General features: G+C 44.8%; 18 protein-coding genes. 8 read left to right on the forward strand and 10 right to left on the reverse strand.

The annotated features are described in order from the left end of the window. Positions 1-78 precede the first annotated feature (78 nt). A complete protein-coding gene (locus tag M5J74_RS27660; RefSeq protein WP_250014431.1) occupies positions 79-3,453 on the reverse strand; it encodes a PAS domain S-box protein in 3,375 nt (1,124 codons plus the stop codon). Positions 3,454-3,854: 401 nt separating this feature from the next. On the opposite strand from M5J74_RS27660, the gene murJ reads away from it, so the two are divergent. Beyond that, the gene (murJ, locus tag M5J74_RS27665; protein ID WP_015157090.1) at positions 3,855-5,456 is read left to right on the forward strand and encodes a murein biosynthesis integral membrane protein MurJ; all 1,602 of its coding nucleotides are present in this window, start codon (positions 3,855-3,857) and stop codon (positions 5,454-5,456) included. A 133-nt stretch (positions 5,457-5,589) separates the two neighbouring features. On the opposite strand, the gene M5J74_RS27670 is transcribed toward murJ, so the two are convergent. Further along, positions 5,590-5,898 carry a DUF3181 family protein gene (locus M5J74_RS27670; RefSeq protein ID WP_015157091.1) on the reverse strand — a complete coding sequence of 103 codons (309 nt, stop codon included), beginning with the start codon at positions 5,896-5,898 and terminating at the stop codon, positions 5,590-5,592. A gap of 154 nt (positions 5,899-6,052) precedes the next feature. Further along, the gene (locus M5J74_RS27675) at positions 6,053-6,325 is read right to left on the reverse strand and encodes a 2TM domain-containing protein (RefSeq protein ID WP_015157092.1); all 273 of its coding nucleotides are present in this window, start codon (positions 6,323-6,325) and stop codon (positions 6,053-6,055) included. A gap of 224 nt (positions 6,326-6,549) precedes the next feature. Here M5J74_RS27675 and M5J74_RS27680 point away from each other — a divergent pair, with 224 nt between their 5' ends. From M5J74_RS27680 to M5J74_RS27695, 4 genes are read left to right on the forward strand one after another with little or no spacing between them, the layout of a single operon-like run. Then, complete coding sequence (locus tag M5J74_RS27680; RefSeq protein ID WP_250014432.1) at positions 6,550-7,233, forward strand: response regulator transcription factor; 684 nt, start codon at positions 6,550-6,552, stop codon at positions 7,231-7,233. Beyond that, positions 7,125-8,174: a response regulator gene (locus M5J74_RS27685; protein WP_250014433.1), complete on the forward strand. Its 1,050-nt coding sequence runs from the start codon at positions 7,125-7,127 to the stop codon at positions 8,172-8,174. Before M5J74_RS27680 ends, M5J74_RS27685 begins: the two co-directional genes overlap by 109 nt. A 23-nt stretch (positions 8,175-8,197) precedes the next feature. Continuing rightward, positions 8,198-8,410 carry a hypothetical protein gene (locus M5J74_RS27690; RefSeq protein ID WP_250014435.1) on the forward strand — a complete coding sequence of 71 codons (213 nt, stop codon included), beginning with the start codon at positions 8,198-8,200 and terminating at the stop codon, positions 8,408-8,410. A 51-nt stretch (positions 8,411-8,461) separates the two neighbouring features. Continuing rightward, a complete protein-coding gene (locus M5J74_RS27695; protein WP_250014437.1) occupies positions 8,462-10,012 on the forward strand; it encodes a response regulator in 1,551 nt (516 codons plus the stop codon). A gap of 27 nt (positions 10,013-10,039) precedes the next feature. Here M5J74_RS27695 and M5J74_RS27700 read toward each other — a convergent pair whose 3' ends face one another. From M5J74_RS27700 to M5J74_RS32955, 3 genes are all read right to left on the reverse strand, one after another. Continuing rightward, positions 10,040-10,279 (reverse strand): hypothetical protein, encoded by a 240-nt coding sequence (locus M5J74_RS27700; RefSeq protein WP_250014439.1) that lies wholly within the window; start codon positions 10,277-10,279, stop codon positions 10,040-10,042. Positions 10,280-10,484: 205 nt separating this feature from the next. Beyond that, on the reverse strand, positions 10,485-11,192 hold the full coding sequence (gene rpe / locus M5J74_RS27705) for a ribulose-phosphate 3-epimerase (protein ID WP_041463527.1): 708 nt from the start codon (positions 11,190-11,192) through the stop codon (positions 10,485-10,487). Between the two features lie 67 nt (positions 11,193-11,259). After that, positions 11,260-11,391 carry a hypothetical protein gene (locus M5J74_RS32955; RefSeq protein WP_256498639.1) on the reverse strand — a complete coding sequence of 44 codons (132 nt, stop codon included), beginning with the start codon at positions 11,389-11,391 and terminating at the stop codon, positions 11,260-11,262. A gap of 73 nt (positions 11,392-11,464) precedes the next feature. Here M5J74_RS32955 and hslO point away from each other — a divergent pair, with 73 nt between their 5' ends. Continuing rightward, positions 11,465-12,361 carry an Hsp33 family molecular chaperone HslO gene (hslO, locus tag M5J74_RS27710; protein WP_015157098.1) on the forward strand — a complete coding sequence of 299 codons (897 nt, stop codon included), beginning with the start codon at positions 11,465-11,467 and terminating at the stop codon, positions 12,359-12,361. 212 nt (positions 12,362-12,573) lie between these two features. Continuing rightward, on the forward strand, positions 12,574-14,715 hold the full coding sequence (locus M5J74_RS27715; RefSeq protein WP_250014441.1) for a chromosome segregation ATPase: 2,142 nt from the start codon (positions 12,574-12,576) through the stop codon (positions 14,713-14,715). 31 nt (positions 14,716-14,746) lie between these two features. On the opposite strand, the gene M5J74_RS27720 is transcribed toward M5J74_RS27715, so the two are convergent. Beyond that, positions 14,747-14,974, reverse strand: a complete 228-nt coding sequence (locus M5J74_RS27720) for a hemolysin XhlA family protein (protein WP_250014443.1) — start codon at positions 14,972-14,974, stop codon at positions 14,747-14,749. Between the two features lie 233 nt (positions 14,975-15,207). Here M5J74_RS27720 and ggt point away from each other — a divergent pair, with 233 nt between their 5' ends. Further along, a complete protein-coding gene (ggt, locus tag M5J74_RS27725) occupies positions 15,208-16,848 on the forward strand; it encodes a gamma-glutamyltransferase (RefSeq protein ID WP_250014445.1) in 1,641 nt (546 codons plus the stop codon). 10 nt (positions 16,849-16,858) lie between these two features. Here ggt and M5J74_RS27730 read toward each other — a convergent pair whose 3' ends face one another. The 3 genes from M5J74_RS27730 to M5J74_RS27740 all read right to left on the reverse strand — a co-directional run bounded on the left by M5J74_RS27730 (position 16,859) and on the right by M5J74_RS27740 (position 20,740). Next, the gene (locus M5J74_RS27730; RefSeq protein WP_250014447.1) at positions 16,859-18,286 is read right to left on the reverse strand and encodes a GIY-YIG nuclease family protein; all 1,428 of its coding nucleotides are present in this window, start codon (positions 18,284-18,286) and stop codon (positions 16,859-16,861) included. Between the two features lie 90 nt (positions 18,287-18,376). Beyond that, complete coding sequence (locus M5J74_RS27735; protein WP_250014449.1) at positions 18,377-19,294, reverse strand: isopenicillin N synthase family oxygenase; 918 nt, start codon at positions 19,292-19,294, stop codon at positions 18,377-18,379. A gap of 48 nt (positions 19,295-19,342) precedes the next feature. Beyond that, complete coding sequence (locus M5J74_RS27740) at positions 19,343-20,740, reverse strand: AtzE family amidohydrolase (RefSeq protein WP_106167715.1); 1,398 nt, start codon at positions 20,738-20,740, stop codon at positions 19,343-19,345. Between the last annotated feature and the right edge of the window lie 50 nt (positions 20,741-20,790).

A 20,790-nucleotide genomic window follows, 5' to 3' on the forward strand; every position in this document is an offset into this window, starting at 1 on the left:
AATTAGCATTCAGAACTCAATCGTCAAAATGAAATACCTCGTACCCTCATGTCTTGATAAATGAATTTTTCGTGACTCCTAACTGCTTTCATAAGGAAGAGAAACTATAAAAGTTGTTCCTACTCCAACTTCACTTTCGACAGTAATATTGCCGCAGTGCAAATCGACTGCTCTTTTGACAATAGCTAAACCCAAACCCGTACCGGAGATCGTGCCGACATTGCTAGCCCGATAGAAAGACTGAAACAACTGTTCTCTGTCGATCTTAGGAATTCCAATACCTCGATCCTGCACCTGAAAGATAACTTTTTTTGCATCAACATTCAGATTGAAACTGACGATACTACTAGTAGGAGAATATTTAATTGCATTTGATAATAAATTAATCAAAATATGGCGCAATAACTTTTCATCCAACGCCACCTCGCTAGATTCACATTGAGAGTTTAAATGAATTGTGTGGCTGTCGGTAATCATTTGCATCTCCTCTACTAGCTCGCGACAGAACTGGACGATATCGAGTTCGATTGGGTTACACTCTAGTTTTCCCGCTTCGGCTTTCCCAATTAACAACACGTCATCTAAAAGTTGATTCATGTGCTTGACAGTGGTGACAATGCGCCGTAAGTGCAGCAGTTTCTTTTCTTCTGCCCATTGAGAGCCGAAATCTTCCATCAATTCGGCTGAAGACAGGATAGTGGTTAATGGCGTGCGGAATTCGTGAGAAGTCATGGTGACAAAGCGAGACTTGAGTTCGCTAAGTTCTTTTTCTTTAGCCAGCGTGTGCTGCATTTCTGCTTCAGTTCGCTTGCGATCGGTAATGTTGCGGACGATCGCCATCACTTCATTTTCTGCACTCACGACAATTCGCGCTTCGTAATCGCGCAATTCATCTTCGGTGTAAAGTTGGTATTCAAAGATTTGCAATTCTCCCGTAGCTAAGGCTTGCTGAATGTAATACATCGTCGGCTGAGCGATTTCTGGTGGCAGTACTTCATCAATTCGTCTGCCCAAAAACCGATCTGGCGGGACAATTAACTCTTCTGCTTTAGAAACTTTGTAGTTGACAAAAATTCCATCGCCATTCATGCGGAACATTAAATCGGGAATCGCATTGATCAGAGCGCGGTTAGTAGCAAGGCTAGAACGGAGAGCTTCTTCTGCTCGCTTGCGCTCGGTAATATCGGTAGAGATACCCCCAACAGCGTAGGGTTCGCCAGCAGCATTGAATAAGGGAAACTTAACTGAAAGGTATGTATGCAAACCGTCATCGTGGGGTAGTACCTCTTCCCAATCCAATGCCGATTTTGTCTCTAACACCTGGCGATCGTTGGTTCGCAGCACCTCAGCAATTTCTGGCGGGAAGATCTCGTAGTCAGTTTTACCAATTGCCTCAGTTCGATCTAAATGGAACAGAATCCCATACCAAGAATTGACCGTGAGATATTTGCCCTCTAAATCTTTAACGTAAATTAATGCCGTAGAGTTATCTAAAATTGCTTGTAACCGCTCCTCGCTCTGCCGCAGTGCCTCTTGTACTTGCTGGCGTTCTGTGACATCGTGGGCAACGATACAAAAAACTTCTTTGCCACCATAAAAAATTGAGTTGAGATGAACTTCTGCATAAGCCACGCTCTCATTGCTGCGGTGATGTGGCACTTCTCCTAAAAATAGATTTTTTCCCCTCAGCGCGCGCTGGGCATTGCGATCGATTGTCAGGCGATCGCCTGCGAAAATATCGTATAGCGTCAGTTGTAAAAGTCGCTCGGGAGCATAACCGAGGAAACGCGCAAAAGCATCATTTGCTTCCAAAATACGTTTTGTCTCGATATCGACGAGACAAATTCCCTCGGCAGTCTGCTTGACTACAGCACGATACCGAGATTCGCTGTCGTGCAGTCCTTCTTCTGCTCGCTTGCGTTGCATTAATCCGCCTAGCTGGGTAGCCACAGTTGAGACGATCTCGACTTGATGCTTGTCCTCAGTGCAAGATTCGGACATGAAAAAGGCGATAACAGCTAGTACTTCCGATCTGTTCGCAGCGCGATCGGCGACGATCGGAATGGCTAAACTTGCTTTGAGACCAGCAGCCCGTGCTAAATGGCTGCGGACGATCGCCATCTCAGTCTCGTCTTCTAGACTCGGAACCCAATGCGGTTGCTGCGATCGCCAAACATGACCGATTAAACCAACGCCAGGGGAGAATTTAAATTTCTTGCTCGAACTACGGAAGTTTGTGACGTTGTAATGCTTGCCATACCAAGCAGGACTGCTCTGAAGGATATCGTTTTCTGCACTGGGTATCCACGCCTCACCATAACTCCAACCAGTAAATTCGCAGATCTGACGCAGTGCCACTCCCAGAGCAGCATGGAAGTTTTGGGCATCTCCGATCGCCTGAGCGATTTTTTGTAACAGCCGGACTTCTGCCTCAGCGCGGTGACGTTCTGCCATTTCACTGTGGAGTTGCTGGTTGATGCTGACCAGTTCGGCAGTCCGATCGGCAACTTTGGTTTCTAACTGACAATAAGCATCATGTAGGGCTAATTCCGCAGCTTTGCGATCGCTAATATTACGAAAAATTCCGCGAGTCGCCGTTGGTTGAGACTCGACAAATTGACAGTTGATGCTACCTTCTACCCAAATTTTTTCGCCTTGCTTGGTGACAAAAATTGTTTCAACTTGCGCGAATTTCTCGCCAGCCATGATGCGCCCAAAGACTTCGAGGCAGTGGCACAAGCTATCGGGATGAATAATGTCGTAAATTTTTAGCTCGGCAAGTTCTGCTTCACTATAGCCAAGAGCTTCTTTCCAGGCGCGGTTAACATAGATAAATCTGCCATCTGGCGTAACCGATTGAATCAAATCGTTAGCATTTTCAAATAAATCTCGATAACGTTCTTGGCTCTGTCGCAGGGCAAATTCAGTTTGCCGCTGCTGTTGATGTGCCTGCTGTAAATCGATGAAATTCCGTCTTAGCTCCAACTGTGTCATGACCTGACGCGCCAGAATTTCCAAAGCCTCCAATTGTTGGGGACTCAACTCGCGAGGTACGTAGTCGATCGCGCAGAGAGTTCCCAAAGCAAAATTGTCCGATGTCACCAGTGGTGCGCCCGCATAAAACCGAATTTTGGGTTCTCCAGTTACCAGTGGGTTGTCGGCAAAACGCTCGTCTTGGCAAGCATCAGGCACGATCAGTAAGTGGCGTTCGGCAATTGCCCGATCGCAAAAAGCAATATGACGAGGAGTTTCTGGAATAGTTAAACCAACTTGAGACTTAAACCATTGGCGCTCGGCATCGACCAAACTAATGAGTGCTGTAGGAGTCTGGCAAATTTGGGCAGCCAAACGAGTGAGATCGTCAAACGCCTGTTCTGGTGAAGTATCCAGAATATCGTACCGCTGTAGGGCATGAAGTCTATCTATTTCGTTACTAGGCAGTGAATCTTTCACCGTCATTTTCCTACTATGATTTAGCGATCGCCTTTACCAGTGACCAGTGACCAGTGACCAGTTAATTCTGAATTCTCCAAGGGTTATTCTTAACAGTTAGTATTCCCAAGTTTTTGCATTGACTTACATTTTTACTGCTGGCGATGTGAAAGATTGGGAATTCTGGGTTTAAATGTTATTTGGCAAGCGAGTAGTGAAGAGTGGTGTGTGGTGCATGAAGAAGGGGTGTAGGGTGTGGGTAATGGGTAATGGGTAATAGGTAATGGGTAATTGGTAATTGGTAATTACTCCCCTTCTCCCCCTCTCCCCCTCTCCCCCTCTTCCCCTCTGCTCCCAGCTCGTCCCTGCTCCCAGCTCGTCCCTGCTCGTGCGCTCCCTGCTCGTGCGCTCCCTATTTTTTTGTGACCAATCAACAGAAATCTCGAACTTTAGCTGGAATTGCGGGGATTGTGGCGATCGCAACCCTGCTGAGTAAATTAGTTGCCTTGTTCCGCCAACAGGCGATCGCGGCGGCTTTCGGTACGGGTATAGCTGCTAATGCCTACAACTATGCCTATATCATTCCTAGTTTCTTTTTAATCTTGCTGGGAGGTGTGAATGGTCCGATCCACACCACGATTGTCAGCATCTTAGAAAAGCGTAGCAAACAGGAAGCCGCTCCCCTAGTGGAAAGCATCACGACTCTAGTTAGCGGAGTGTTGTTGCTCGTATCCATCGCCCTGTTCTTGTCGGCGGATGGATTAATTTATTTGGTGGGTCCGCAATTGAGCCAGACAGCCCACGCGATCGCTGCCGAGCAATTGCGAATTATGTCTCCAATGATTTTACTATCGGGATTAATTGGAATTGGTTTTGGCACGCTCAATACTGCCAATCAATACTGGTTGCTGTCCCTCAGTCCCGTACTTTCTAGTATCACAATTATTTTGGGGCTGGGAATCTTATATTTATCCGTGGGAAGCCAAATAATTTCTCCTGCTTATGTGGCGATTGGCGGGCAGGTTTTAGCCTGGGGAACCCTTGCAGGGGCATTATTTCAGTGGATCGTACAATTAATCGTACAGTGGCGGTTACGACTCGGTACGCTGCGCCTGCGGTTCGATTTTCGCTCTCCTGGCGTGCAGCAAGCAGTTAAGTTAATGGCTCCGGCTGTTTTTGCTTCTGGGATGCTACAAATTAATCTGTTCACCGATTATTTCTTTGCTTCCGGCATTCCTGGGGCTGCTGCTGCTTTCAACTACGCTAACTTGATCGTTCAGACTCCCCTGGGCATCATTTCCAATGTCATTTTGCTGCCCTTATTTACAATTCTCTCTCGGCTTGCCGATCCGTTAGAGTGGCACAATTTGAAATCGCGACTGCGCCAGGGATTGATTCTAACGGCTCTCACGATGCTGCCTTTAGGAGCTTTGTTTGCGGCTCTAGCGATGCCAATCGTCCGAATCGTTTACGAACGCGGAGCCTTTCAACAAGATGATTCGCAACTCGTAGCTTCAATTTTAGTTGCCTACGGTATTGGTATGTTTGTCTACTTAGGGCGCGATGTCTTGGTACGAGTATTTTACGCCTTGGGAGATGGAGAAACGCCCTTCCGCGTTGGTGTATTAAATATCTTCCTCAACGTTCTACTAGATTTTATCCTCATCAAACCTTTTGGTGCCCCTGGAATTACACTGGCAACAGTAGGAGTCAATACGATCTCGATGCTGCTGTTTTTGGGTATCTTGCATCGTAAACTCCACGGTTTACCATTGCGACAATGGAGTTTACCAATTTTAGGTTTAATTGTCAGTGGTTTTACCGCAGGAGTCTCTAGCTGGGGGACTCTTTGGAGTTTGCAACATTTCTTCGGTAGTCAGGGATTAGTTTTACTACTGCTGCAAACGATCGCTTCCGGGTTAGTAGGCATGGGAGTTTTTGCCCTCCTTGCCACTCGGATGAAATTGCCAGAAATCGATTTTTTAGTGGCTCGGTTGACTAAAAGGGGAGCCGGGAGCCAGTAGGGGCAGGTTTCTAAACCCGCCCGTACGGGAGGGAAAGAGAGCTGAGGGGGCTGAGGAGGAAAAGGAGGACAAGGGGGACAAGGGGGACAAGGGAGCAACTACCAACTACCAACTACCCATTACCCATTACCCATTACATTTCATCTTGATACTTCTGCAAAATCTCCATTAAGTCAGCTTGACCTCGGGCTGGTATCAAGTCAATTAGGGGGATTTCTTTTTTCCCGCCCCCAAGTTTAACGGGAATATTTTGTAAAACTTGCTGGACTCGATCTTCTGAGAGCGATCGCGCCGTCAAAATGGGATAGAGTTGTTCGGCAAGCAGGGTATGAAGTTTGGCATCGGCAAGATAAAGATGCCATTTGGCAATATCTATATATACGTTTTCGCCGATTTCAGCTGCGATCGCTTCAATAACTTCTGAAGTACTTTGTTTAGCCATAAAACTGAACTTCCTTCTATTTGAAAAGGGTAATGGATAAGTCGCAAGTCAAAAGCCTGTTGCAAGAAAGCCTCTTTGCCTCACTCACCAATTACCCATTACCCATTACCACTCTTCACTGATAGCTGATAACTGACAACTGATAACTGACTCTCTAGGTAGATTTGGGCGGTGTATCTGGCGCAGCTGACTCAGAATAGTTGGCGATCGCGGCAATGTAAATTAAATGTCCTAATAATACAGTTGCCCATCCCCCTGTTAACCAAGGCAACCACTCCCAAGCTGTGGTTTTGAGAATGTGGACGAACCACAGACCGGAATTCATGGCAGCGAAAATCGCTACGTGGGTAGCAAAGTTCATGCGATCGTCTAAACGTCGATAGGCAGGATCGCGGCGGTCTGGTTTACGGGGCCAACGAGGAGGCATGTGTTTGCTGTTCACCGATTGAGTTGTCTATATTTTATCGACTTCTTGCTGCGGATAGTAAGTATCGATGCCAAACTGGGCAAACTAGACCTGAAGTAAGAAACTCTCTCAAAACCAAATTTAAGTTTTATGGAGACAGTCATTTATATAAAAATGCTCGTTTGCCGCTATTGACAATGAGCCAAATAGAAATTTGTTGAATTTAGACAATTTAGGCATGACCTATGAAAAAGATCTTAGTTATAGAAGACGAGCGTTTGGTTAGAGACAACATCCTAGACTGTTTGGAAGATGGCGGCTATGAGGTTGTTGGAGTTGATAACGGTCAAGTTGGTTTGGACTGGGCAAGCGAACACAAACCCGATCTGATTTTGTGCGATGTGATGCTGCCGGAGTTAGATGGCTACGAAGTATTGCGATCGCTGCGTCAAGAACCAACCACGGCACTGCTGCCGTTTGTTTTTCTCTCCGCCAAGGTGGAAAAAGCTGAGATCCGTCATGGCATGAACTTGGGAGCTGACGATTACATTACAAAACCCTTTACTCCCGACGAACTATTAGATACGGTGGCGGCGCGGCTGAAAAGACGGGATGCGATCGTCCAATATGCAGAACTTTTGCAGGCTTCCCTATTCAACAGCGATCGCATTTCGCTCGCACCTCAACCCATAATTAACGCGCCTTCCACGCCTGCACCAGCTCAATATCAAGACTTCAACGCATTTGCTCAGGAACTAGCAGCACTCCAATCGGCTCAATTTACTGGCAAATTAAATGTTAAAAGCGCCACGGATCAGTCTTGGGACTTTTACTTGCATCAGGGGCGCTTGTTGTACGCTACAGGAGGGATGCATTTAGCGCGGCGCTGGCAGCGGCATGTCTCGACTTACTGCCCCAAATTCAACTGACTCAATTAAATTTACCAACCGAGCTTTTTACTCGACCTGCTTGGGAATATCAATTACTCGGCTTGTTACTGAAACAACAACAGATCGGTCGCGAACACATTGCCCCAATAGTGCGCGATTGTGTTGTCGAAGTCCTGTTTGACATGATGCAGGCAGGGCAAATCAATTACCAAAAATCGGAGCAAGCCTTGCCTTTACAACTTCTTGCTTTAGAGTGGGAGCAAGTCTTCACCCCAGCCCAAAAACTATGGCAAGCTTGGCAATCGAGCAATCTAACTTCGCTTCTACCCAACTATGCCCCCCTAGTCAAACAGCCAGAAGCTTTACAACAACAAACTTCACCAGCTGTCTACCGTCAACTGACAGCAGTACTCGATGGCAAGCGATCGCTGCGCGAACTGGCAGTATTGATGAAGCGTCAAGCTGCCGAAGTTGCTGTGTCTCTCTTACCCTACTTCCAATCCAAGATCGTCGAACTCGTCCAACTCCCTGACCTACCACTACCGCACGCAGCCACCGCACAACCTGCAACACCACCGACATCAGCTACACCCGCCACATCAACAGCAGCCAAATCGCTACTGATTGCTTGTATCGATGACAGCCCTCTCGTCTGTCAAACTATGGATCAAATGCTGTCCAACGCAGGCTATCAGGTATTGACAATTCAAGATCCTCTACGAGCAATCTCAACTTTGCTGACGCGCAAGCCAGATTTAATTTTCTTAGATCTGGTTATGCCTAACTTGAATGGCTATGAAATTAGCTCGCGACTGCGTAAGATTGCAGCTTTCCGCGATACACCGATTGTCATTCTTAGTGGTAATGCGATCGACCGCGCCCAAGCGCAAGCAGCAGGAGTCTCGGATTACCTAGAAAAACCCGTACAAACAGAAAAGTTATTGCAAATGATTGGCAAACACATTTCTGTAGGAAGCTGAAGAGAAAAGTCGTAAGTCGGGAGTTGGAGACAAGGGAGAGGGGGGAGACAAGGGAGAGGGGGAGACAAGGGAGACAAGGGAGAGGGGGGAGACAAGGGAGAGGGGGGAGACAAGGGAGAGGGGGGAGACAAGGGAGAGGGGGGAGACAAGGGAGAAAACGACCAACTACCAACTACCAACTACCAATTCTCCACACCCTACACCTTACACCCTGTTCGCTGATAACTGATAACTGATAACTGATAACTGATAACTGAGACTGGCATGAGATCCGCAGGTAGAGCGAAATGACAAAGATTCTGGTCATCGAAGACGAGCAGGCAGTTAGAGAAAATATTACCGAGCTGCTAGCGACGGAGGGATACGAAATCGTTGCCGCAGAGAACGGTCACGTTGGCATTAACTGGGCTTGGGAACATAAACCCGATCTGATTTTGTGCGATGTGATGATGCCGGAATTAGATGGCTATGAAGTGTTGAAGTTGCTGCGCGAAGAACCAACTACAGCACTGATGCCTTTCATTTTTCTCTCAGCCAAAGCAGATAAAACTCATTTGCGCCAAGGGATGGAATTAGGTGCTGATGATTACCTAACTAAACCGTTCTCAAAAAAAGATTTATTAGGGGCGATCGCCGCGCGGTTAAAAAAGCAAACAGCGTTACGCCAACCGGAACCATCCCACGACGAACATCATGGCGATCGCGACAACGCAAATATTTTTGTTGCCGAGTTTCTTTCGCTCAAGTCAGCTCAAGTGACTGGCAGACTATCTGTCACCAGTGCTTCGGGGCAAGAGTGGACTTTTTATCTGTACTCCGGTCGAGTTTTATATGCTACTGGAGGAATGCATCCCATCCGCAGGTGGCAAAGGCTTATAGTCACGCACTGCCCGCAAATTTCAATCGATCGACTGAAATTACCAACCGATCTAGCTGGCTCGGCATGGGAGTATCAAGTTCTGAGTTTATGGCTCAAACAGGAGCAAATTACCAGCAGGCAAGTCACGCAAATCGTGCGCGGTAGTATCACGGAAGTGCTATTTGATATTTTGCAAACTGGGCAAGTTATCAAATATCAGGTGCAGATCGAAAATTCTTCTGGGTTGCAATTATTACTCATGGACATCGAGCAAGCACTTGCGTCAGCTTATCAAATGTGGCGTAACTGGCAACACGCTAACTTAACAAATGTTTGTCCCAATCAAGCTCCGATCCTCAAAAATCCAGAATTATTGCAACGAAAAACTTCTCCTAATACTTACCGCCAGTTGACTACACTTCTAGACGGACGGCGGACGCTACGCGATTTAGCCGTACTGATGAAACGTCAGGTTTTAGAGCTATCCTACACTTTGTCACCTTACCTTCAGGACGACATGGTGGAATTAATAGACATTCCCGATCTGGCTATGCCCACGACTGGAGAGGTTGCATTAGAACCACCAGTTACGCCCATAGCACTGAAACCGACGATCGCCTGCATTGATGATAGTCCATTAGTGTGCGAGGTGATGCGGAACATTATTACGGATGCAGGATATCAGTTTATAGACATTCAAGATCCTTTGCGGGCGCTCGCAATTTTGTTAAGTCAAAAACCAGACATGATCTTTTTAGATCTCATCATGCCAAAACTAAATGGTTATGAAATTTGCACGCGCATCCGCAAAATTAATGCGTTCCGCGATACACCGATCGTCATTTTTAGCGGCAATTTGATCGATCGCGTGCGGGCGATGGTTGTGGGTGCATCCGACTGTCTGGACAAACCCGTGCAAGCTGATGCAGTCGTGAAATTGATTCACAAGCATCTATCCGCGTCAGAGCGATCGACCTAGCTCGACTTTTGCTAGAATTTTGACAATTTAGGGTGAAATAACTTCTGCAACTTCGTCTTCTGCTAAACTCCAGTCTTCAAAATATTCGTAAACTTCAGACAAACTTTCCAAACCATCAACCGCGCTTTCCAAAGCTTGAAAATAAGCTGCTGTAGCTGCTGCGGATTCAGTTGAAGTATTCCAGCTCAAAATTTCATCAGTTTTGGTTTGCAGCTTGGTAATTAAATGAAGTTGTTGAATCAGGATTTGCTCTAATCGGTCATTCATAAATTCGATCTAACGCGAGCAGTGAATAGCAATTTCAATCTTACAAGTATGGAATTAATACAAAGTTAAGAACAGGCAATCCCGAATATATTACTGATTTAGATATAACCGCTTTCAAAAAGTATATATAGTAGCAGGGGCGCACGCTGTACGCCCCTACGATTGAAATGTATTGCAATTCTAATCAAAAGAAATGCTATGTTTTCTAAACGGTTGCTAACTCAGGTGCGGGACGCTTACTGTTACGAATGCCTGCGATCGCCTCAGCGTAATCTTTAGCTTTAAATACTGCCGAACCAGCAACGATCGCATTTGCGCCTGCTTCTAGCACCTGCCAGGTGTTGTTACCTTTTAAGCCACCATCAACCTCAATCCAAGGATCTAAACCGCGATCGTCGCACATTTGGCGCAGTTTGCGGATTTTGGGTACGACAGATGGAATAAAGCTTTGACCACCAAAACCTGGGTTAACGCTCATGATTAGCACTAAGTCGCAAAGTTCTAGTACGTACTCGATCAGTTCTAATGGTGTAGAAGGATTGAGTACGACCCCTGCTTGTTTCCCTAATTCTCTAATTTGACCGAGCGTGCGGTGGAGGTGAGGGGAAGCATTATGCTCGGCATGAACGGAGATAATATCGGCTCCTGCTTTGGCAAAATCTTCAACGTACTTCTCTGGCTCTACGATCATCAAGTGGACATCCAGAGGTTTTTGAGTCACTGGGCGAATTGCTTCGACAATCAGCGGACCAATAGTGATGTTAGGCACGAATCGACCGTCCATGACATCAACGTGAATCCAGTCAGCTCCAGCCTCATCGATCGCTTGAATCTCAGCTCCTAGACGGCTAAAATCTGCTGATAGTATGGATGGAGCAATAACAGTTTGCTTTTTGGATGGCGTTTGGGTCATGGTTGGAGATTCTCCTGCTTCCTCTGTTGTCAGCATTTTAACAAAATGTTTAGTTTTCCCCCAAGTGTTATCTGAATTCGGAATTCGGAATTCGGAATTCGGAATTCGGAATTGCGACCGGGAGTAGTAGGGTGGGCAATGCTAACCCTACTTGAATTTGACGAACTTGCGATCGCCAGCCAGGAAAGCCGTACTTCACCCCTCAACCTTTTACCGGATCGCCAACATAGAATAAATAGAGTAGCTTTCGTAAAGAATTGTAAGGTTTTCTCATGGCAGATCGGTTAATTCGTGCCACAGCCGCCGATGGGGGAATTCGCGCTGTCGGCGTTATCACCACCAAGCTGACTGAAGAGGCAAGAAAACGGCATGAACTTTCCTACGTGGCGACGGCAGCGCTAGGACGCACTATGTCCGCTGGGTTGTTATTTGCTTCTAGCATGAAACGCCCTGATTCGCGAGTCAATATTCGGGTCAAAGGTAATGGTCCGTTAGAGGGAATTTTAGTCGATGCAGGTTTAGACGGTACTGTAAGAGGTTACGTCGGCAATCCCGCGATCGAACTACCACCAAACGATCGCGGTAAATTGGATGTTGGCGGTGCTGTGGGTTCAGAGGGTTATCTCTACGTCGTACGCGATGTTGGCTATGGCTATCCCTACTCCAGCACGGTAGAGCTAATATCGGGAGAGATTGGCGACGACTTGTCTCACTACCTAGCTACGTCAGAACAAACACCGTCAGCGTTAGTATTAGGCGTATTTGTCGGCGCTACAGGAGTGACAGCAGCAGGAGGATTGCTGATTCAAGTTTTGCCCAAAGCAGCCCGCGATGAAGCTTTAGTACAAACATTAGAATCAAGAATTGCTCAGCTAGCAGGATTCACGCCCTTACTCCAAGCTGGAAAGACCTTACCGCAAATCTTCGAGCAACTGTTAGGAGATATGAATTTGGAGATTTTTCCAGAATCTCAGTTAGTGCGCTTTTACTGTGGTTGCTCTTTTGAGCGCGTTCTAGGAGCGCTGAAAATTCTAGGCGAAGCAGAATTACAAGACATGATTGCCAAAGATGACGGAGCCGAAGCCACATGTCATTTTTGCGGACAAGTTTACAAAGCCAGCAGCAATCAGTTAGAGCAGTTGATTTTGGATTTACGGGCAGAGTCTTAATCAGTGACCAGTGACCAGTGACCAGTGATCGGTAGAGAGCGATCGATTAATCTGAATTGCGTGCATGGCGCGAATTGCCCATTACCAATTACCCATTACCAATTACCCATTACCAACTACCAATGACAAATGACCAATGACCAATATAGGATGACAATGAATGTGCTTAGCAGGCAAAATCAAGCATAGTACTTAAGATATTGGGGCGAGTCATGAGCGATCGGAGTATGCCAGAGGATTGGTCTGTGAGTCAGCCGCCAGCAAAGGAGGACAATGGCAATCAGCCTCATACCCAACATTCTGTAGACTCTGCTTCTCAATATCCAACGGATCGCGAGCTGTCTCAATACCTGTCCCAGCAAAGGCACAATTCAGAAGTCATGCCACAATCACCATCGAACTCGTCCCAATCTGGTAGCGTTTCCCCTTCATCAGCTACAGACGGTAAGTTGTGGTCTAGCGTACCTCCATCGGGAGAGCCGCCTAGTGTCGGACGCAAGCGGTGGTGGAAACACTGGATGCTTTGGGCAGCTCTGGCAGCGTTGGGGGCTAATGGAGTGGCGATCGTCGCCATGACGATGTTATTTAAGTTACCATCTGCACCTAATTGTCCGGCAATTTTTTGGCCTCTGGCTTCAGGGACGGTGCGGTTGCATTGCGCTCAAGTTGCAGCGGCAAAACGAACTGTACCAGATTTAATGGCAGCGATCGCCTTAGTAAAGCCTCTACCACAAAATCATCCTTTAAGTCAAGAAATCGAACGGGGTTTAGCAGAGTGGTCGCAAGATTTACTCGCCTTAGCAGAAGAAAAGTTTCAAGCCGGACAGCTATCGGAGGCGATCGCGATCGCCTCCGATATTCCGTCAGATGTCTCTACAGCCTCCACCGTCCCAACGCAAATTGAAAAGTGGAAATCGATTTGGGCGGAAGCAGAAAAAATTTATGCTGAAGCCGAGTCCCAGATCCCGAAAGAAAACTGGTATCGGGCTTCGATGGCAGCGGTACGTTTGCTCAATGTCGGTAACAACTATTGGGCAAATACCAAATACGAAGAATTAAAATATGCGATCGCCACCGCCAGAGAAGATGGCGGAAGATTGGAGAAAATTCAAAATTTGGTCAATCGAGGCAGAGCCGACGATTTTCTAGCTGCTATACAGCAAATTCAAGCAATTGAAGCAGGTAGCTATTTTTATCAGAAAGCTCAAGCAATGATTCCCGATATCGGGCGCAAAATGCTCGATTTAGCCCAGGAAACTTTAGATAAAAGAGATGTAGACAAAGCGGTTGAAATTGCCAATCAAATTCCTGCTGTTGCCAAATTAGAAACAGAAGTCCAAGATTTTACCGTCCTAGCTGAGGCACATCGGAGTGCTTTTGTCGGTACTGTTTCTAGCATAGAAGCGGCAATTGCCGAAGCGCAAAAAATTGGACTAGACCGACCGCTTTACTATAAAGCTCAAGATACGATCGCCCGTTGGCAACTTGAAATTGAAGATGTGCAGCATCTAGCCAAAGCACGCAGCTTAGCTCAACCAGGGGCAGTTGCCGATTTAAATGCAGCGATCGCTGAAGCTTTGATGATTCCAGACTCGAATCCCCGTGCTGCTGAAGCCAAGCGAGAAATTGACGGCTGGCGGCGACGGATACAAACATTTGAAGACCAACCTTACCTTAACCGTGCCGACGAGATAGTGGTTGAAGGCGATGTCGTCGCTTTACAAGCAGCAGTTGATGAAGCGAGTAAAATTGGTGAAGGACGCGCGCTTTATGGCGAAGCCCGTAAGCGAATTCGCAACTGGACGCGCCAGATCCAAACGATTGAAGACCAGCCATTCTTAGACCAAGCGCGAGACTTGGCAAATAATGGCAATCTACCAGCGGCGATCGCTGCTGCTGGGCAAATTGGTGCGGGACGGGCGCTACATGCCACAGCGCAGGCAGAAGTTAAGGAATGGCAAACTCAACTTCAGGCGGAACAAGATTGGCGCGAAGCCCAGCAAGTTGCTTTGCAGAATACTCCCGATGCATTGGCACAAGCAATTCGGCTGGCGGATCGGGTTCCTAACAGCAATTCCTTACGATTGGATGTGAATCCAGCCATTAATAACTGGGGCGATCGCTTGTTGCGGTTGGCGCAAGACCAAGGGACATACAACCCGCAAGCAGGGATTGACATAGCCCGTAAAATTCCGCGCAGCAGCAGCGCCTACGGAGCCGCTCAAGCGCAGATAGGCGAGTGGCAGAGGATTTTGAACCCTCCTCCTCCCGAACCGCTTCCCAGCCTCGATAACACCGCACCGAGTCCGATAAATTCCGAGCCTATTCCTAGTGCTAGTCCTGATGATAACTAATCCTGACGATTGTAAACTTTAACGGTTTTGATTAGGCATCATAAACATAGCAGCAAAAAGTTGTTACCATTCTATTGATAAAATCTTGGTTCTTAACTTGTTCATCTAGTCCATTTATTCTCTCACCCAGAGCTTTAATTTCTCCTTTAATTTCGGTTTGCCCTACTTTTAGATCGACAACATCTTTTTGTAGACCATCTAATTTCTGGTCAAGCTTAGCTAAAATTTCCTTTAAGTCTTGCTCTAGTGTGACTGACATAGGTAAAATTCCTATTTGGGAGAAATTATTATAGATTCTTTTAGCATAGTTGCGATCGCATTTCCCCTGGAATGTTAAAAGCGATTCCCTACAATCAAGTTTTTTAACCTTATAAGGTATAGTTTATACCCTGTAATATATACCTGTAATATATAAATGGTGACTCAGCACAGAAGACAGTAGGGAAACTCAAGAGTCAACGCGATTCGTACTTTTTTCACCTAAAAATAGCTATGTCTCATTTGACAAACAAAGCAGCCATTTCTACTAATGGTATAGTCACAACCCCTCACTACCTAGCTTCCCAAGCGGGTTTAGAAATACTTCAGCAAGGGGGAAATGCCGTTGATGCTGCGATCGCTGCTGCTGCTACCTTGACGGTGGTTTATCCCCATATGAATAGTTTGGGTGGCGATAATTTTTGGTTGATTTATAATATCAAAAAACGAGAATTAAAAGGTTTGAATGCTAGCGGTCGAGCGGGGGAAAAGGCAACAATCGATCTCTATCAGTCTCTAGGTTATGACAGAATTCCTTTTAGAGGTTATTTAGCTGCAAATACCGTACCTGGAGCAGTATCCGGCTGGGATTTAGCATATAAATACGCTCAAGCAAGCATAAATAATTCTTTGCCTTGGCAGCAACTTTTTGCTTCTGCAATTAAGTTTTCTGAGAATGGTTTCCCAACTTCTCAAAATCAAGCAAGCTGGACTCAAACAAGTATTGATGTAGATAAAGAATTTTTTAATTTACAAAGATTTTCTGGTTTTCGTCAAATCTATTTGAAATCTGATGGAACAATTTATCAAACAGGTGAAATATTTAAACAATCGCACTTAGCTCAAAGTTTAGCAGCGATCGCCTCTCAAGGTGCAGCCGAGTTTTATCAAGGGGAAATTGCCCAAAATATCGTTGCAGATTTACAAGAGAACGGGGGAATTTTAACTCTGCAAGATTTTGCGGAACATACTGCTAACTGGGTAGAACCAATTTCAGTCAATTATCGCGATTATATTGCTTATAACTTACCACCCAACACTCAAGGAATTGCCTCTTTATCGATTTTAAATATCTTAAATAATTTCGATTTACGCAAACTAGGAGAAGGAACGGCAGATTACTATCATTTGATTGTAGAAGCAACCAAACAAGCATTTAGCGATCGCGATAAATATGTGAGCGATCCTGACTTTGTAAATATGCCTTTAGATTGGCTATTATCTTCAGAACGTGGTAAAGAACTAGCAGCACAGATTAACTTGCAGCAAGCCGCTAACCAAGTACAACCTCTCGATCCAAAAGGCGATACAATTTGGCTGGGAGTTGTAGATAAAGATGGTAACGCTGTCTCTTTAATTCAAAGTATTTACTACGAATTTGGTTCGGGTATAGTTGCAGGTGATACGGGGATTTTATTACAAAATCGAGGGTGTTTTTTCTCCTTAGATCCGCAACATGTAAATTGTTTGCAACCTAAAAAACGTACTTTTCACACGTTAAACCCTGCCATGTTATTTCAAAACGGCAAACCGTATTTAGTCTACGGTACGATGGGAGGAGAAGGACAACCTCAAACTCAAGCTGCGATCGCAACTCGAATTGTCGATTTTGGTTTTAATGTCGAAGATGCAATTTCTGCACCGCGATGGTTGCAAGGACGTACTTGGGGAGTCGCTACCAACGAACTTAAAATTGAAGGCAGAGTTTCAGCAGATATTGTTCGAGAATTAAGCGATCGCGGTCACTCTGTTAAAGTTGTTGAAGATTATACAGATGTGATGGGACACGCTGGGGCGATTTTAATCGACGCTGAAACTAATATAAAATACGGTGCTGCCGATCCAAGAAGTGATGGTGCTGCTGTAGGGTATTAGTTTCTATTAATTAATCAGTCTCATTAAATATTTTGCTTTGAAAAGCAATCTTGAAGGCTTCTATGTGCTGTGAGTTTTGCGGAAACCAAATATCTCCGCTGAATACATTATCAGGTGGTAAAACGTCACATACAGGTTCTTCCAAATAAACTGGGTTACTTAAACGAATACCCCAAGCCTCTTGTCTATCCATGCTGCATTCAGCTTGATATTCAGCTAGATTATCACCCAAACCATGAGCCTCTTTATCAGCTGCAAAACTAACAGAATCATACTTGAAAACCTTCTCAACAGTAGCCCATCCTTGGATAGCATGAGCTGGAAATGTCTTTTCATCTAGTTCAAATGAGAATAGGATTTCAAAACAGTTTTTCCTCAGTTTTTCAAGTAGTCTTACAACTTCGCAATCGTTTTTATTTGATGTTATTTCATAGAAATCTAAAGTGTGTAACAAAATTTTTCCTTTATAGTCTATTACGATATTATTTGGTTCAAAAACAACTAGAGTATTGTGTATACCTGCTAAATAAAATAGGACATTGTCTGGATACAAAGAAGCTCCTAATGTTCTACTGATTAATCTGTTAGAGATATCTATTTTTGAATTAGTTTGAGATACTTGATTATAAAATTTTTCTATGTATTGGAAAAAGTTAATTTTAGGAGTTTGAGGTTTCTTGGTTTTTGCTATACTTTGAAGCGTATCTAAGTATGGAGAACTATCTACTGACATCAAGCCAAAACCAAAGTTTCCACAAAACTCTTTAAATTTATTAAATGCTGTAGAGTTGAGAAGCTGAGGTTGTTCAAGGAGATAGCCGTTACCAAAGGCATGATAGTAATGTTCTTCTGCCTCATCAATTACTTCTACTTCTTCAACCACAATTTTAGACCATAAATAATACAATTTAGGATTTTTACCTATTCCAACTATTAGAAAGATCGTATCTCCTTCTGCATTAAGGATGGCTCTTTTATTTGTTGATACGCAGGATAATGCACTTTCATACTCATATTCATCATAGTCAAGCAGTGTTTCTGCTGGCAAATATCCTAGCTTGTCGTAATTATGATATTGAATCCAAAATTTTGACTTGGTTTTTTCTTGTCTCTGAGATTTTGCAGGAGTCCAAGTATTACAATTATACTCAGGATTAAGTTTTTTAATCCAAAACTGTTCTCTTTCTAATAATTGCTTTTCTTGACATTCCTCAATTATATTGAATTCAAATACTCCTATTCTACCTGCCTTAGAAACTACTGTCCTCAACCCATACTTTAAGAAAGCTGCTCGCAGTGGATAACTACCACTATCTAAAGCAGAAGCTCGATCTAAACCTCTAGTATGCTGCCTCCAGCGTTTTTGTATATTTCTAGATTGACCTATGTAAGATTTATTATTTACAGTATTAGTAATTTGGTAAACACCACATTTCATTGTTTAACTTAACTCATAGAATCTACTATCATCTTCGATTTTGTATTAATTATTAGTTATATTAAAACAGTAGATATACTGATTTTATTTTTAATAAGTTGCCTGCAAGCGGCTAATCAAGTAATCTTTGGCAGAAATAGAAGGATACATTGCTACTCGATCCGTACAACAACCAGGAAGACAAGCAACCTCAGTATCATCGTTAGGATGGCAGAAAAAAGCTATTGAATAACGCGATCGCTTCATTTTTTCATCTGTTGGAATCGCTACCCGATGTTTGGTAGAACAAAAAACATGATTTGTCCATCGTTGCATTAAATCTCCAGTATTTACAATTATCGTATCAGGAATCGCTGGAGCTGCGATCCATTCTCCATTTTTCGTTTGTACTTCTAATCCGCCAATATCATCTTGAAATAACAAAGTAATACTACCGTAATCAGCATGTTCTCCCGCCCTTACCTGTCCTTGTTTTGGAGGTTGTTCTAATAGGGGGTAGTGTAGTAATCTCAGAGTATGAGCTTGTGCATTATGATTGGCAATAAAAAAGTCTTCTGGAATTTGTAATGCCATCGCAAAAGTTTGTAGAATTATATCCGTTATTTGTACACAAGCTTCCCAGAAATTCAATACACAACTATGAAATTCAGTACTAAAGTCTGGGTTTTGAGCAATGGATTTTAAATTTAGATTTAATGCTTCTTTTAAATCTCCTGGCTGTTTTGGATTGAGGCGTTCCCTTTCTATACCTACATAACCACTGTTGTGAGATTCATCTAACCACGCTATTTGGTTTTTTGCTTCCAACGGAAGATTAAAAAAATGCTGAGAGTGTGTAAATAGCTGTTGGATTAAATGAGAAGAAATACCTGAATTTTTAATATATAAAAATCCAATTTCATGACAAGCTTGATAAACGCGATCGACTATAGTTTGTCTTTCTAATTCATCTCCTGTTGCAAATGTTTGCAAATCAATAATTGGAATTTGCAATACTGGGTTAGTCATAGTTATATTTGCACGTAAATGTTGGTAATTGATAATAAATAATTAGTATTAATCAACAACAGATGCAGCAATAACACCCTCAGCCTCCAACATTGCAGCCACCTGTAAAATTTTCCCCTCATTGTAAGGTGCGGCAATCAACTGCACCCCCAAAGGTAAACCATTCGATCGCGCGATTGGCACGGATAAAACAGGTAAACCAATAAAAGATAGCGGCTGAGTAAACAATCCCAAATGGGGACGAACTAAAATTTCCCGCCCATCTAACTGAATTGTTTGTTGTCCGATGAATGGTGCAACACATGGTGTTGTAGGGGCTAGAATCAAATCGACGTGTTGAAAAATTGCGCGGACGCGATCGCGAAACCACCGTCTAAATCTCTGCGCCTGAATATACCAACTCGCAGGAATCATCGCCCCAGCCAAAAAACGATCGCGGGTAGCCGGATCGAAGTCTTCAAGACGCGATCGCAAGTTTGCTAAATGCAGATTTGCCCCTTCACACGCTGTAATTATAAAAGCCGCTGCCCTAGCACGGTGCGCTTCTGGGATAGTAACGTATTGCGTCGCGCCTAAAACTTGGGCGACTCGTTCCACAACAGCTAAAGCTTCCGGTTCTGCACCTGTCCGAAAATAATCTTCAGCAATGGCAATGCGTAACCCATCAATATTGTCCGGTTGTAGAGACGTTACATGTAACGTCTCTACAGGGGAACGTTGCGTGCAAACCGGATCGCGACTGTCCCATCCTTGCAGCACGTCAAAGGCGATCGCTACATCTCTTACAGAACGGGTAAACGTGCCAATGTGGTCGAAACTACTGGCAAATAAAAACGCTCCCGCCCGCGATAATCTCCCATAGGTGGGTTTGAGTCCGTAGACACCGCATAAAGCCGCAGGGACGCGAATAGAACCGTTGGTATCGGAACCCAGCGTCAGGGGAACCATTCCCCCAGCTACCGCCGCCGCCGATCCTCCAGAAGAACCGCCAGCAATGCGATTTGTGTCATGCGGGTTGTGGGTTGCACCGTAGTGAGCATTTTCCGTGACAAAACCATAGGCGTATTCATCCATATTGAGCGCCCCGACTAAAATTGCTCCGGCTTGTTTCAGTTTGGCGATCGCCGTAGCATCTCGGCTAGCGGGAGGATTTTCCGCATTGATTTTCGAGCCAGCTAGGGTCGTTATCCCAGCAATATCAAATAAATTTTTGACCGCAAAGGGAACGCCAGCTAGAACGCCTGGATCTTGCCCAGAGGCGATCGCCCGGTCGATCTTCGCTGCATCTGCTAAGGCTGTTTCAGTTGTAACGGTGGTGAAACAATTCAGTGCTGGATTCCGTGCGGTAATTCTGTCGAGGGTGGCGATCGCCACTTCTACTGCGCTTACCTGTTGCGCGCGCACGGCTGTTGCTATGGTTACGGCATCAGCAAGGTTTAAATTCATGCTTTCATCTTAAGGCAGGATAATCTAACGCGATCGCCCTTGTTCGAGCC

Origin of the sequence: Chroococcidiopsis sp. CCNUC1, assembly GCF_023546805.1 — a bacterium.
Classification (GTDB): domain Bacteria; phylum Cyanobacteriota; class Cyanobacteriia; order Cyanobacteriales; family Chroococcidiopsidaceae; genus Chroococcidiopsis; species Chroococcidiopsis thermalis.

Excerpts from the sequence above, each read along its gene's own strand:
- M5J74_RS27735 (WP_250014449.1), bottom strand. The coding sequence starts at position 19,294 with ATGACTAACCCAGTATTGCAAATTCCAATTATTGATTTGCAAACATTT.
- M5J74_RS27675 (WP_015157092.1), bottom strand. The coding sequence starts at position 6,325 with ATGCCTCCTCGTTGGCCCCGTAAACCAGACCGCCGCGATCCTGCCTAT.
- M5J74_RS27715 (WP_250014441.1), top strand. The coding sequence starts at position 12,574 with ATGAGCGATCGGAGTATGCCAGAGGATTGGTCTGTGAGTCAGCCGCCA.
- M5J74_RS27670 (WP_015157091.1), bottom strand. The coding sequence starts at position 5,898 with ATGGCTAAACAAAGTACTTCAGAAGTTATTGAAGCGATCGCAGCTGAA.
- ggt (WP_250014445.1), top strand. The coding sequence starts at position 15,208 with ATGTCTCATTTGACAAACAAAGCAGCCATTTCTACTAATGGTATAGTC.
- rpe (WP_041463527.1), bottom strand. The coding sequence starts at position 11,192 with ATGACCCAAACGCCATCCAAAAAGCAAACTGTTATTGCTCCATCCATA.
- M5J74_RS27680 (WP_250014432.1), top strand. The coding sequence starts at position 6,550 with ATGAAAAAGATCTTAGTTATAGAAGACGAGCGTTTGGTTAGAGACAAC.
- M5J74_RS27695 (WP_250014437.1), top strand. The coding sequence starts at position 8,462 with ATGACAAAGATTCTGGTCATCGAAGACGAGCAGGCAGTTAGAGAAAAT.
- M5J74_RS27740 (WP_106167715.1), bottom strand. The coding sequence starts at position 20,740 with ATGAATTTAAACCTTGCTGATGCCGTAACCATAGCAACAGCCGTGCGC.
- M5J74_RS27700 (WP_250014439.1), bottom strand. The coding sequence starts at position 10,279 with ATGAATGACCGATTAGAGCAAATCCTGATTCAACAACTTCATTTAATT.
- hslO (WP_015157098.1), top strand. The coding sequence starts at position 11,465 with ATGGCAGATCGGTTAATTCGTGCCACAGCCGCCGATGGGGGAATTCGC.
- M5J74_RS27730 (WP_250014447.1), bottom strand. The coding sequence starts at position 18,286 with ATGAAATGTGGTGTTTACCAAATTACTAATACTGTAAATAATAAATCT.
- M5J74_RS27720 (WP_250014443.1), bottom strand. The coding sequence starts at position 14,974 with ATGTCAGTCACACTAGAGCAAGACTTAAAGGAAATTTTAGCTAAGCTT.